At 63.4% G+C, this 13,130-nt stretch carries 12 protein-coding genes and 1 pseudogene; 9 read left to right on the top strand and 4 right to left on the bottom strand.

Features of this window, described 5'->3' with window-relative positions; translation table 11 throughout:
* Window positions 1-51 precede the first annotated feature (51 nt).
* On the top strand, window positions 52-420 hold the full coding sequence (locus tag IF690_RS04835) for a glyoxalase superfamily protein (protein ID WP_202699053.1): 369 nt from the start codon (window positions 52-54) through the stop codon (window positions 418-420).
* Window positions 421-578: 158 nt separating this feature from the next.
* Here IF690_RS04835 and gliR read toward each other — a convergent pair whose 3' ends face one another.
* Window positions 579-1,607 carry an AraC family transcriptional regulator GliR gene (gene gliR, locus IF690_RS04840; protein WP_202699054.1) on the bottom strand — a complete coding sequence of 343 codons (1,029 nt, stop codon included), beginning with the start codon at window positions 1,605-1,607 and terminating at the stop codon, window positions 579-581.
* A 297-nt stretch (window positions 1,608-1,904) separates the two neighbouring features.
* On the opposite strand from gliR, the gene IF690_RS04845 reads away from it, so the two are divergent.
* Both IF690_RS04845 and IF690_RS04850 read left to right on the top strand, forming a co-directional pair.
* Window positions 1,905-2,459 (top strand): hypothetical protein, encoded by a 555-nt coding sequence (locus tag IF690_RS04845; protein WP_202699055.1) that lies wholly within the window; start codon window positions 1,905-1,907, stop codon window positions 2,457-2,459.
* A gap of 988 nt (window positions 2,460-3,447) precedes the next feature.
* A complete protein-coding gene (locus IF690_RS04850) occupies window positions 3,448-3,852 on the top strand; it encodes a DUF3077 domain-containing protein (RefSeq protein WP_202699056.1) in 405 nt (134 codons plus the stop codon).
* Window positions 3,853-3,943: 91 nt separating this feature from the next.
* Here IF690_RS04850 and IF690_RS29245 read toward each other — a convergent pair whose 3' ends face one another.
* Entirely contained in the window at window positions 3,944-4,807 is an 864-nt protein-coding gene (locus IF690_RS29245; protein WP_372436456.1) for a methyl-accepting chemotaxis protein, read from the bottom strand.
* Window positions 4,808-4,846: 39 nt separating this feature from the next.
* Window positions 4,847-5,863, bottom strand: a pseudogene (locus tag IF690_RS29250) (methyl-accepting chemotaxis protein); the annotation flags it as partial.
* 326 nt (window positions 5,864-6,189) lie between these two features.
* Here IF690_RS29250 and pmrG point away from each other — a divergent pair.
* From pmrG to IF690_RS04870, 3 genes are all read left to right on the top strand, one after another.
* Window positions 6,190-6,903, top strand: a complete 714-nt coding sequence (gene pmrG, locus IF690_RS04860) for a lipopolysaccharide core heptose(II)-phosphate phosphatase PmrG (RefSeq protein ID WP_502710176.1) — start codon at window positions 6,190-6,192, stop codon at window positions 6,901-6,903.
* Window positions 6,904-6,928: 25 nt separating this feature from the next.
* Entirely contained in the window at window positions 6,929-7,801 is an 873-nt protein-coding gene (locus IF690_RS04865; protein WP_202701298.1) for a phosphatase PAP2 family protein, read from the top strand.
* Between the two features lie 162 nt (window positions 7,802-7,963).
* Complete coding sequence (locus tag IF690_RS04870) at window positions 7,964-8,299, top strand: hypothetical protein (RefSeq protein WP_202699059.1); 336 nt, start codon at window positions 7,964-7,966, stop codon at window positions 8,297-8,299.
* Between the two features lie 259 nt (window positions 8,300-8,558).
* On the opposite strand, the gene IF690_RS04875 is transcribed toward IF690_RS04870, so the two are convergent.
* Entirely contained in the window at window positions 8,559-10,013 is a 1,455-nt protein-coding gene (locus tag IF690_RS04875; RefSeq protein WP_202699060.1) for an ArnT family glycosyltransferase, read from the bottom strand.
* 272 nt (window positions 10,014-10,285) lie between these two features.
* On the opposite strand from IF690_RS04875, the gene IF690_RS04880 reads away from it, so the two are divergent.
* The 3 genes from IF690_RS04880 (at window position 10,286) to IF690_RS04890 (ending at window position 13,101) form a co-directional block, all read left to right on the top strand.
* The gene (locus tag IF690_RS04880) at window positions 10,286-10,630 is read left to right on the top strand and encodes a hypothetical protein (protein ID WP_023969519.1); all 345 of its coding nucleotides are present in this window, start codon (window positions 10,286-10,288) and stop codon (window positions 10,628-10,630) included.
* 341 nt (window positions 10,631-10,971) lie between these two features.
* The gene (locus IF690_RS04885; protein ID WP_202701300.1) at window positions 10,972-11,289 is read left to right on the top strand and encodes a hypothetical protein; all 318 of its coding nucleotides are present in this window, start codon (window positions 10,972-10,974) and stop codon (window positions 11,287-11,289) included.
* A 171-nt stretch (window positions 11,290-11,460) separates the two neighbouring features.
* Entirely contained in the window at window positions 11,461-13,101 is a 1,641-nt protein-coding gene (locus tag IF690_RS04890) for an ArnT family glycosyltransferase (protein ID WP_202699061.1), read from the top strand.
* Window positions 13,102-13,130 lie beyond the last annotated feature (29 nt).

The raw sequence follows: 13,130 nt of genomic DNA on the forward strand, positions 1-13,130 counted from the left end.
GCTGACATCCACCTGCTATACCGTGGACATCTTTCATCAGGGAGTCGCGCAATGAGCTTTGGCAAAACCACCCCCATCCTGCGGATCTTCGACGAGGCCAAGGCGCGGGAGTTCTATATCGACTTCCTGGGCTTCACGCTCGACTGGCAGCACCGCTTCGAAGACAACTTCCCGCTGTATATGCAGGTGTCGCGCGGGGCGTGCGTGCTGCACCTGTCGGAGCACCATGGCGACAGCACGCCGGGCTCTGCATTGCGCATTCAGACCGACGAACTGGAAGCCTTCCAGCAACAGTTGCTGGCCAAGGACTACCGCTTCGCCCACCCGCAGATCCAGGCCATGCCCTGGGGCAGCCAGGACATGACGGTGCTCGACCCGTTCGGCAATCGGCTGGTGTTCACTAACGCCATCTGCGTCTGACCCCGAATCCCGAACATGAACATGAACCTGTAGCCGCTGCCGAGCACCAGCGAGGCTGCGATCGATCTGGGCGGCATTCCGACGAAGGGGGCGCAGGGATCCTGAGATCGCTGGAGGACCTTCGGTCCTATCGCAGCCTCGCTGGTGCTCGGCAGCGGCTACAGGGATTGGCGTGCTCGCTGGGTCTGCCGAAACTCCCCCGGCGTCATCCCGGTCCGCCCCTTGAACGTGCGGTGAAACGAGCGTGATTCGGTAAAGCCCAGGTAATAGGAAATGTCCTGGATCGGCAGGTCGCTGTGCAGCAGGTAATGCTCGGCCAGCTCCTGGCGCAGGTCGTCGAGGATCTGCTGGTAGGAGGTGCCGGCCTGCTGCAACTGGCGCTGCAGGGTGCGCGGCGACATCGCCAGTTGGTCGGCCACCTGTTCCTTGCGCGGCAAACCTTCCTTGAGCAACTGGCGCAGGGCGTTCTTCACCTGCAGCGCCAGCGGCGCTTCCTCCAGCGACGCCATCAGGCTCATGGCGTGTTCTTCCAGGGTTCGCAGCAGCTGGGCGTCGGCCTGGCGCAACGGCAGTTGCAGGTAACTCAGCGGCGCCAGCAAGGCCGAGCAGGTCTGCTCGAACAGCACCGGGCAAGCAAAAAACGCTTCGTATTGCGCCAGCGTGGTGCCGGCCGGCAGCGGGTGTTCGAACCACACGGCGCGCGGTGAGAGCTGGGTGTCGGCAATCCAGCGGGCATAAAGCAGCCAGGAGGCGAGCACGTTTTCCACCAGCTGGCGGCGGGTGTCGGAGGTCGGCAGGCGGCAGTTCCAGATCAGGCGGACCTGGTCCTCGGCCATCTCGATGCGGCTCACCCCCATGTCGCCCACCAGTTTCTCGAACGGCATGATCCGGCTCATGGCTTCGCCCAGGGTCGCGCAGTTCATGGTGATGTAGCCGAGCACGCTCCAGGAGTTGGGCAGCACGTAGCGGGCGGCGTTGAGGCCGAACAGCGGGTCGCCGGAGTGTTGGCAGAAATACCCCAGCAGGCGCTCGTGGGCCTCGACTGGCAGGCGCAGGCTGTTGTCGTTCAGTTGTTCGGCACGCAGCCCGGCGGCTTGCAGCGCGGGGGCGATGGGCAGGCCGAGGTGTTCGGCGTGGCGCAGGTATTTGAGCAGCGGTGGGACCGAGGTGTGACCAAGGGGCTGCATGGTGGGGTTCCTGGCGGTGGGCGCGCTTTTTGAGGGTAAAGGTAAATGCCCGTGATTCTTGGCGCAACGCTAGCCTTGTAGGAGCGGCCGGTCGACGCTCGATTGCCCGCGATGGCGTACGTGCTGGCGCTGCATTTTTTGGGAAGGAGTGCCCGCCCGTTTCTGCGATCACAGGTTGCGATGGGTTCAAGACTGTCGACCGATGGCCGATCTGTGAAGGGTGGGCATGCAGCAGGGATTGACCCACTTATGGGGGCGCAATGGCTCCCTTCACCCTTCAAGGAACGGAATTCAACGATGAATGCACCCATTGTGTGGCCGGAGGTTTTTCTCGGGGCTTTTGCTGCGATCAGCGAGCGCATGGCGCAGGTACTGGAGCTGAGCGATTGCCGGGAACACTGGATTCAGGCGGAGCTCAGCCTGTATGCCTGGCAGCAGGGTTATCCGGATATCTGGACCGGCGGCAACGCCGGTGGACGCACGAAAGTCGACCTGTACACGGAAGATCTCGACATGGCGGCCGAGGTGAAGTGCCTGGGGGATGTGTCTTTTGCCAAATGCCTGATGGGCAAGGGGATGGGCGAGACCCGAGCCGTTCTTCGAGAGGATGGGGATGGGCGACTGTGGTTTCCGCAGGTCGATCCGGATGAGTCTGTTGAGTGGTCGGTGCTTGCGGATCTGCGCCGGCTGCAACGGATGGTGGGGGTTCGGAACAAGTTTCTTGTTCTGGTGATTGCCAAGGGTTATGTGGCAGAGACGGAGATGGGGAGGACGCTGCGGCGGCTTCGTTTGTCGGAAGAGGAGTGGTCCTTGGAGTTGCAGAGCGCCACGGTGCGGATCTGGCGTATGTAGGAGCGAGCTTGCTCGCGATGGCGTCGGTTTTGGCGCTGCATTTTTTGGTCGGTGTACATATCCATTGCTGCGGTCACGGCCGCTGGCGGTTCCGCCCTGACGGCGGGTCACTTTTTTTCAAACGCCAAAAAAAGTAACCAAAAAACGCTTGCCCCTGCGTACGGCCTTCGCTGCGCTCAGGTTCCCTCGCTCCGGTGTCCATCAGGGGGGCATCGACTCCGGTCGGCTTCGCTTCGACCTCCATACGATGTCCTCGACTGCGTCGAGGGGCGCTGCGCGCCATCCCCCTGATGAACACCTTCGCTCGGCCTCCCGATGGGGCGGGTGGATCAAGATCAAAAGCCCGGCGCGACCTGCCGGTCGGCGCGAAACCCTGTAGCCGCTGCCGAGCCTGCGAGGCTGCGATCGACTGCGCAGCAGGCGCAGGATCTTGAGACCGCTGGAGGACCTTCGGTCCTATCGCAGCCTGCGGCAGCGGCTACAGGCTCCGTGCTTTTTTGTAGGAGCGAGCTTGCTCGCGATAAACCCACATGCCCTGCGATGTGTCAGGTAGCGCGCGTTATCGTTCACCTCCATCGCGAGCAAGCTCGCTCCTACAGGGGGTAATACCTGCCGGAGTGAACGGGTGTTGTCAGATTGCCTGGATGTCGGGTTTTGTCGTGTAAGACGTCGTCTGAAAGTGAGGCTCTTCGCTTTATTTTGTAAGGCTTTTCCGAGAAACTCCGGGTCGCTTGCGTCTGGGAAGGGCGCTGTCTAGCCTCGGGTTCGTCACCGGTTTTTCGGTGATCGGGTTTAGCAGCTCGCTTCCAAGTCACGCAGGTATCGCTGTCAGCTCAACCAGCTTTTTTCGGTTGCTGTCATGGCGGCTGTGCGTGGGGCGCCCTCGGGTGCGCCGGGATTCTTGGACCGGTCTGCTAACCCGCGTACAGCTGCCACCCTCATTCGTTTAGCAGCGGTAGGTGGTGGCTCCATTCCAAGAGGATCTGCCATGAAAAAGCTTGTCCCCGATCCGCCCATGCTTTCGCCCAGCCGCGAACGGATCGTTCAGTTGGAAGTCCCCAATCAAACCCTTCGTCAGGCGCTGGACAGTCGCGTCGAGGGGGAGCCTTTGCATTGTGCTTTGCAGGAAACCGGCAGTGCTTCTTTCGGTTGTCGCGACGGCAACGGTCGTCCGTTATTTGCGGTGCGTGCCGGGGTCAGTGCCGAGGAGGCGTTGTTGCATGTGTCGTTGTTGCTCAAGTGTGCCGAGGAGACGGCGGATGAGATCACCAGTGCCAGCGGCATCGAGCGTGGCCTGATCTGGTCGATGATCCATTCGGTGGAGATGGCGCGGGCGGTGGTGGATGCCTTGCTGGATGGCGCGGGCAGGCGGGGGGACGTGGCGCAGGTTTGACGGCGGACCGCGTTGCGGTCCATCGCGAGCAAGCTCGCTCCTACAGGAAGATCCCATGTAGGAGCGAGCTTGCTCGCGATAAGACTCAAGGTCAGACGCGGAAGTGGCTGACCATCATTTGCAGCTGGTTGCCCAGGCGCGCCAGTTCGACGCTGGAGGCGGCGGTTTCATCGCTGGCGGCGGCGGTCTGTTCCGAGACGTCGCGCACGTTGATGATGCTGCGGCTGATTTCCTCGGCCACGGCGCTCTGCTGTTCGGCAGCGGCGGCGATCTGCTGGTTCATCGACTGGATGTTCGACACCGTGCGGGTGATGTTCTCCAGGGAGGCACCGGCCTTGCGGGTCAGGTCGACGCTGCTGTCGGTCAGGCTGCGGCTGTTGTTCATCACGTTGGCCACTTGCTGGGTGCCGTTCTGCAGGCCGGCCACCAGGCCTTCGATTTCCTCGGTGGATTTCTGCGTGCGTTGCGCCAGGGCGCGGACTTCGTCGGCGACCACGGCGAACCCACGACCGGCTTCACCGGCGCGCGCGGCTTCGATGGCGGCGTTCAGGGCCAGCAGGTTGGTCTGTTCGGCCACGGCCTTGATCACGTCCATGACGCTGCCGATCTTCTGGCTTTCCTGTTGCAGCACGCTCATGGCGTCGGTGGAGCGCACCACTTCACTGGCCAGGCGTTCGATCTGGGCGATGGCTTCGGCCACCACTTTGTCGCCTTCGCGGGCTTCGCCGTCGGCGGCGGCCGCGGCTTGCGAGGCTTCTTCGGCGTTGCGCGCGACTTCCTGCACGGTGGCGGTCATCTCGTGCATGGCGGTGGCCACCTGGTCGGTCTCGACCTTCTGGCTGTTGACCCCGGCACTGGTTTCCTCGGTCACCGCCGACAGCTCTTCGGCGGCGCTGGCGATCTGGGTCACGCCGTCGCGGATGCCCGTGATCAGTTCACGCAGGGTGGTGCCCATGCGGCCGATGCCTTGTTGCAGCACGCCCAGCTCGTCGCGGCGGGTGACGCGCACGTCCTGGGTCAGGTCGCCGGACGCGATGCGCTCGACCACGGTCATGGTTTCACGCAGCGGACGGGTGATCTGGCGGGTGATGATCACCGCGGCCAGGATGCCCACCAGCAGCGCCAGCAGGGTGCTGATCATTTGCAGGCTGCGGGCCTGGACGCTTTCTTCGTCGCGGCGGTCGAGCTGGAACTGGTACAGCTCTTCGCTCTGGCTGACGATCAGCGCGCCCTGTTCGGTCATTTCCTTGCGCGCCTGGCCGGCTTCACTGACCGCGGCCTTGAAGGTCAACAGGGAGTTACGGTAGTCGCCCAGGGCGGCGTTGAGCTGGCGCAGGGCGTCGGCCTGGGTGCTGTTGAAATGGTTGTCCAAGCCGCTCAGCGCGGCAATCGCCGCGTTCATCTGGGCCACCGCGTTGCGCTCGGCGTCCGGGGTGCTGTTGTAGATGTATTCACGGGCCTCGAAGCGCGCGAGCTGGAATTCGTCATTGGCCTTGGTGATGGCCTGGAACTGTTCGAAGCGCTGGTCGCTCAGGGGCATTTGTTGAACGCGCGCGGTGATGGCCGCGATCAGGCTGCGCGCCGTTTCCGAATTGCCGTTCATCACCACGCGGGCGGCATTGGCATTGCGGTAGGCGTTGCGCATTTTGTTCAGGGACGCCTGGTAGGCGCTGATGGTGGCGCCCTGTTCCTTGAGCAGCTTGACGTTGGCCGGGTTCTTGAAGCTGTTCTGCAGCTTCTGCTGCTGGGCCGAGAAGGCATCCAGGGTGGCCTGCACATTCTGCGCGGCGGTTTCGTCGCCGTTGGTCAGCATGTATTGCAGGCGGGTCACGCGCAGCTTGGTCAGCCCGGCGTTCAATTGGGTGATGTCGCTCATCCAGTTGCTGCGGTCGATCAGACCGCCCAGGCTGGTCCAGCCCGTGATGGCGAGGATGGTAGTCAGGGCCAGGACCAGGCCGAAGCCCAGGCCCAGCTTGAGATTGACGCTGATGTTGCCGAACCAGCTATTCATGCAATTCCTCCAGGAACATTGTGTTTCTTGATCGTGTATCGCTGGAAGATTGTTGTTATTGGTGGCCAGCAAGGATTTGTTCGCAGGTGTGTATCGGCGGCAAGGGCAATAGCTGAAACGATTTCGTCGGATTAGTTTTGCGCACCATTGCGGGGCTTTCCAAGGGCCTGGTTTCGCTGCGCAAGCCGCCTGGCCGATTGAGCTTTTTTTCACATCCGTTTCACCCCTGGCCCACGCCAGGCTCCCTAGAGTCCGCCCATCGATCGGGTGCCTCGCGCTCGATTTGTCATGAGCGGCGGTTAGCGTCTGCTGCGCTGCTCAACTCAATGTCTGGTGGTCATATTAGGGGCGGCTCGCACGTGACGTCAGGACTCAGTCTTCCGGTGGCAAAACCCGCGCTTGTCGCGAGCCGTTTTGCCCGTTATCGCAATACCCTGGTGATAGGCCTGGTGGCCTTGCTGGTGCTGCCGCTGGTGTTCTTTCTGCTCAAGCCGGCGGCGGTGCCGGACCTGGCCCACGGCAACCTGGCCGGAGCCAAGGCGCTGAGCGCCGGCTGGGCCAAGGGCCAGATGATTGTGCTGATTCGTCACGTCGAGCGTTGCGACCATTCCAGGGCCGCTTGCCTGAACCTGCCCGACGGCATCACCGACCGTGCCCGCGAGGTGGCGGTAGGCGTCGGCGCGCAGTTCGAGCACCTGGGGCTGGACAAGGCCGACATCTACCACAGCCCGCTGACCCGTGCGGTACAGACCTCGGGCTACATGTTCAACCAGGCCGGCAGCGGCGAAGGCTGGCTGATCGACTGCAAGCACAGCCTGTTGCGCGATGCCCTGGCGCACAAGGTGGCGGGGCGCAACCTGGTGCTGGTGACCCACAGCGAATGCATGGCCGCGCTGGAGAAGCAGCTGAAACTGCCGTCTTCGACCCTGGGCTACGGCGCCTCGTTGTTCGTTTCCACCGATACCCCAGGCGGCCGTCCACAGATGCTCGGTTTCATCGAAGCCAGCGACTGGCGCTCCGTTGCCCTCAATCGTCCCTGACCGTCCCTTGCCCGAGACCCTGAAGATGCAGGCGCTTTCCCGCTCCCGCGCCGATGCATGGCGCTTTTATAGATGGAACCTTGGCCTGCCGTTGCTGTGCGCGGCGCTGGTGTTCCTGATGTTCGACATGACCCGGATCGACATCGCCTTCAGCGACCTGTTCTTTGATCCGCTGAGCCAGAGCTTCCCGCTGGATCACTCCCATCTGTTCGAGAAGATCACCCACAAGTGGGCACGGATCATCCCCAACTGGACGGGCGAGCTGGCGTTGATCGGGCTGCTGCTGTCATGCGTCTGGCCGCTGTTCAAGGGGCCATGGTTCAAGGGGCGAGGGTTCACCCGTGGCAAGGCGTTCCTGGAGAAGATCCGCGTGGCGCCGCTGCTGCGTTTTACCGCGCGCCATCGCCGGGACTTTTTGTTCGTGGTGGTGGCCTTCGCCCTGTGCACCGGGGCGATTCACTACCTCAAGGGCCACACCAGCGTGTACTGCCCGGTGGAAACCACCCAGTACGCCGGCACGATCGAGCACAAGGAATGGTATGAGAACTTCGAGCTGTTGAAGACCGCCGGCGACGGTCGCTGCTGGCCGGGCGGCCATGCCTCGGGCGGTTTCACCCTGCTCGCGCTGTACTTCGTCGCCCGGCGTTATCGCTGGCGCCACTCCAGGGCGCTGCTGTACGGCTCGCTGCTGCTGGGCTTCGTCTATGGCACCACCCGGGTGCTGCAGGGCTGGCACTACATGTCCCACACCTTCTGGGCGGGGATCGTGGTGTGGCTCACCTGCCTGCTGACGGCGCTGCTGTTTTATGGCCGGGAGCGGCTGCAACAGCCGGTGCTGGCGCACGCCGAACCGGGGCCCGACCCGTGCGCGGTGCCGATCGCAGCGGCGGACCGATAACCCTGCCTCAGTCGCTGATGAAATCGTCGGTGCGAGGCGCCTGGCGGGAGAGGGCCAAGGGCCATTTTTGGCGCTTGCCGGTGTTTTTTTGCAGACCAGAACTGTTAGGGTGCGCGCCCCCGGAGAAAAGAGTTCCCGGGTTCCTGGTTAATGGAGTCATGCATGAAACACTTGAGCAAAATCGCCGCCTCTGCGCTGGTTGTCCTGGTCCTGGCCGGTTGCACCGGCACCGCGATGAAAACTCAGCAACTTGATAGTAGCCAGTACACCGTGATCGGTCACAGCGAAGCAACGGCGACCGGCATCATGCTGTTCGGGGTCATTCCAATCCGGCAGAACAACCGCTTCGTCCGCGCCCAGACCGCTGCCATCCAGGCCAAGGGCGGTGACGCGATGATCAACACCCAGATCCAGGAGAACTGGTTCTGGGCCTGGGTACTGAGCGGTTACACCACCAAGGTCTCCGGCGACGTGGTCAAGCTGAAAACCGTTCAGTGAGCCATGCCGGCGCCGGCGCGAAAGGAGGTTGAAAAAGGCACCCATGAGGGTTAATGCCGATCAGTTAAGACTTTTTGTAGGAGCGGCCGGTCGACGCTCGATTGCTCGCGAAGAACTCCAGCACAGCGCGTTAAACCAGGCAGTACGCGTTATCGTTGACGTTTTTCGCGAGCAAGCTCGCTCCTACAGTCGAGCCAATCGCTAAACTGATCGGCATTACCCATGAGGCTGCCTTCTTTATGCGCGCTCACTGTGCCGGTCAGTGGCTGACAAAGTAGTAGGCCTGGCGACTGACCGTGACCTTCTTCAGTACCTTGAGCGGTGGCTCGGGGTCTTCCTGCAGGGCCATGACCGCCACGTTGTTCGGCGAGGCGCCGAGAAACGCATTCAGCTGGGCCTCGGTCTGCACATCCTTGAGCAGGCTCCGGGTGTAGAACACGCTGGCGCCGGCCGCGCGCTCGTTGGCCTGATACAGCGCCACCTGTTGCCCGGCGGCTTGCAGTGACTGGATCTGGCTGATCAGCGGCACGAACGACAGCTGGCGATCGGCCCGTGGCGCGGCCCATTGCGCGGCCACCAGGTAACTGCACACCACCAGCGTCAGCACGCCAATGGCCAGGCCCCGGCGCTGGCGCCCCACCGCACTCCAGAAACCCGTACCGCCAGCGCGCAGGCGCAGGCGTTCGTACAGCACTGCCGCGTATTCGGCGGCCAGCACCGCCGCGGCCGGGGTCAGCGACATCAGGTACACGGTGCGCTTGCTCGACGCCAGGCACAGCAGGGTGAACTGGGCCAGCAGCCACAGGCTGAAAAACAGCAGGTAGCGGTTCTGCACCAGGCTTTTACGAAAGTGCCACAGGCCCAGGTAGACCAGGATGTTCCACGGCAGGAAGGCTTGCGGCAGTTTGCCCAGGTAGTAATAGAAGGGCTCGTAGTGCCCGGCTTCGACAAAGGAGCCATCGAAGCGCCCGACGCTGTTGGTCCACAGCACTTCGCCCAGGGCGTGCAGGCCGCCGCGCTGGTACAGCAGGTAGAGCCAGATCAGCAGCGGCACCAGGCCGAGGACGGTGAGCAGGGCGGGTTTGAGCCAGTGCCCGAGGGCGAAGCGTTTTTCGATCAGGCTGTCGGCCAGCAGGTAGGCGAAGATCACCACCCCCGGCATCGCCAGGCCCAGCACGCCCTTGCTCAGGGTGGCGATGGCGATGCCGAGGGCGAACAGCAGCCAGCCTAGGGTGGCCGGCTGGCGTTGGGCCTGGCGTCGTTGTGTCTGGAAAAACGCCAACAGCGCCAGGGTCACGCCGAGGCTGAGCAGGGCGTCTTCACCGACCCCGCGCACATTGCCCCAGTAACTGGCCATGGTCGCCAGCATCGCGCCGGCCACCCAGGCCACCGCTGTCGGGCGGCCGAAGCGGCGCAGCATGGCGTACAGCAGCATGACGCTGAACAGCCCGGCACAGGCCGACGCCAGGCGCACCGCCCACGGCGTGCCACCGAACAGGCGGATGGCGCTGGCGTCGAGCCACAGGCTCAGCGGCGGTTTTTCCAGGAAGGGCTGGCCGAACAGGCGGGGCGTCACCCAGTCATCGTCCAGGTGCATCTGCATGGCGATCCCGGCCACCCGGGCTTCGGTGGAACCTTGCAACTGGTGGTTGCCCAGGGCGAAGAAGAACAGCAGAGCGGCAAGCAGAAGCAACAGCGGTGCGGGTCGCGACATGGGGGAACTGCCGAAGAGGTTGCGCCGGGGAGGATCAGGCGCTCCGAGTATACGGAGGCGATTCTTAACAAATCGTGAACGAGCGAGGGATCGGACGGCACGACACATCCTGCCTGTTTTCCCTGCTGAACGTGGCGCACCACGGGACGCTGGAGGGGCACAAGCAGGTTGTGGCAATCGTCACTACGCTGGAAGGTGCGCCCGGCGGGTCTTCAGGCCCCTGAAACGCTCCGGGCGCCTTTCTTCCCTGTAGCTGAACAGGTGCCTTGAACATGCGCAAACTGTGGCGAAAGTATCTGGATCTGCTGGACGGCGACCTGAATACGCGCGTCTTCGACAACTTCAAGAACCTGCTGGTCTGCGCCCTGCTGTTCGCCGCCGGGACCAATGCGCTGCACAGCGATCACCACCTGTTCATGGGCCTGTTCGGCTCCAGCCTGACCGGCTGGGGGCTGATCACGGTGTCGGCGCTGCTGATGCTGCTCAATGTCAGCGACGGCTTGCGCCGGCTGGCCAAGCTGCCTTATCACCGGGTGCTGCAGGTCGTGCTGTTTTTGCTGTACCTGGTCCTGGCCGTGCGGGTGGTGGAGATCGTCTGGAACTTCCGGGCCGAGTAGCGCCAGTCAAGCCGGGGCGTCGTTGACCCGGGCGGTGAGCGCATCGCGATAACACACAAATGCACTACAAAAAACGCGTGTCGGCCACCCCGGAAATACCCTATACAGAGAGCGGCCCGCAACCGCCCATGGCGCCAGCGGGCGCCCGTACCACCCACTACGCAGGAGATGGACATGTTCAGGTTCCTCACGGTCACTGAATTAGAGCAAACCCCTCGGCATCGTCATGGCGGCTCCGTCAGCGGAGCCATTGCTGCCTGGGAGCTGAAAAATCTGGCTCTCAATACCAAGGGGTTTGTCATATGTCCAAAGAATTACTCGGAGTTTCTGCTGTAGGGCTGATGGTGCTGGGCGAGTTCTGCGCGATCTACAGCGAAGTGGTCGCCGCCCGCCTGGCGCACACGGGCAACACGTCATGGCCGGACCTGGCCTTTCCCGTACTGATCATGTGTTTCGCCGGCATCTGCCTGATCGGCGCCTATTGGCTGGGGTACCTGGCGGTCGGCGATATCTGGATGATCACGGTGGTGTCGGTGACCTCGCTGTTGCTGCTCGAACCGCTGGTGATCTGGTCGGTGTTCCGTGAGTTGCCGGGACGCGGCACCCTGATTGGCTGTTGCCTGGGCGCGCTGGGCCTGCTCTCGGCGGTCTTTCTGTAGCTCGCGCAACGACTCGAATGCGGCCTGGCGGCGATCCCGCCGGGCCGTTTTTTTGCCTGCGGCTGGCTGTTCGATGAATCCTGATAAACGTTCAGCGATCATTCAGCACCTGTACCCGCAACATGCTTGCCGTCACGCCCATTGAGCGGCGATCAACCTGGCGGGTAGATGATGAGTCAGCGGCAACGCTTGGGGATGGAGTCTTCGGCGATTTTTCTATTGGCCTTGCTGTTGTTCAGCCTGGGCATCTGGGACCAGCCAGCGCAAGGCTTCGACGGGCGCTGGTGGTTGTTTTTGCAGGAAATGTTCCGCCACGGCGCGAGCCTGTTCCCCACCACCTACGGTGAGCCTTACCCGGATTATCCGGGCACCGCCACCCTGTTCAGCTATGGCTTTGCCCAGCTGTTCGGCGCGCCCAACCAATTGGCCAATATCCTGCCCACGGCGCTGGCTTCGGCCGGGGTGCTGGCGCTGCTGTACCGGCTGCTGGCGCCCTTGGATCGAAGCTGGGCGCTGCTGGCGGTGCTGCTGACGGCGCTGACCAGCCAGTGGCTGGAGAAGTCGCGCTCGGTGTGCCTGGACCAGATGGTCGCGCTGCTGTGCCTGGGCTGTTTTTACCTGCTGCACAGCGGCGAGCAGTTGGGCTCTAAATGGCGGCAGTACGCGATTTTTCCGTTGTTCGTCATCGCCTTCGCCATCCGTGGCCCCCTGGGGCTGATCGAGGTTTGTGGCGTGGCTTGCACCTACTGGGCACTCGGCCGTTACCGCTCCCGGGACGACACCTGGCGGCTGGCCAGAAAGGTGATGGTCCACGGGGTGATCGGCCTGCTCCTGTTGGCCGCTTGCTGGTGGCTGCTGATGCAACTGGCGCACTTCAGTGGCGGCGAAGCCTTCGCCCGGCAGGTCTACCAGATGCAGGTGGGCGGGCGTCTCGATGAAAGTGGCGAGCCGCTGTATTTCTACTTGCAGCTCAGCCTGTACCGTTATTTCCCGGTGGTGCCGCTGGCGCTGGCGACCCTGTTCGTCCTGCGCCGGCAATGGGCCGCGCGACACACCGACGCCGACGTGCTGTTGCTGGTACGCCTGGGCGCCTGCGGACTGATGATCCTGCTCGGCTTGTCGGTGCCGCACTTCAAGCGCGCCTACTACATCCTGCCCATGGTGCCGATGTTCGCGGCGGTCGCGGCTTACGGCCTGCTCAAGCCGCGGCGTTGGCTGGTTGGGGCGCGGCGGTTTTATCTCGGCCTGGTGGCGCTGTTGCCGGGGCTGTGTGTCGTGGTGCTGCTGGTCTGCCGGCACAGCTGGCAGAAGCACGGTTATTGGCCGGCGCTGTCATTGCCGCTGATGATCGCGGTCTTTCTCGGTTTGCAGATGTTGGCGCTGTACTGCTGGCGAACCACTCGCGACGCGCCGGGGCGGCGCCTGGTGTTGCTCAGCCTGTTGGCCCTGGCGGCGCAGTGGCTGCTGCTGGTGAAGGTGATCGAGCCGGCCAAGGACCTGCAATTCGATACCCGGGGTTTTGTCGGGCAGGTCGAGCAACTGCGTGGGGAAGACCGCGCAACCCTGGTGTTTCTCAACCTGGGCAAAGACACCTGGGCGGTGCGCTACATGATGAACCTGGACCACGACGAGCAACCGCGGTTTGTCGGCAAGGGCGATCTGGCGCCGCTGGCCTCGTTGCCGCGTCCGGCCTGGGTGATCCTGGCGCGCAAGGATCGCGCGTTGCTGGCGGGGACTGCCCTGGAGCAGGCGACCCCGGTGTTCGCGGGGCGCTTGAACGGCAATCCCTGCCTGGTGTTCGAGCTGAAGTGAAGGCCAGGCAGCCCCAGGGCGGGGCTGCC

Origin of the sequence: Pseudomonas sp. SK3(2021) (assembly GCF_016772375.1) — a bacterium.
Lineage (GTDB): Bacteria > Pseudomonadota > Gammaproteobacteria > Pseudomonadales > Pseudomonadaceae > Aquipseudomonas > Aquipseudomonas chlororaphis_I.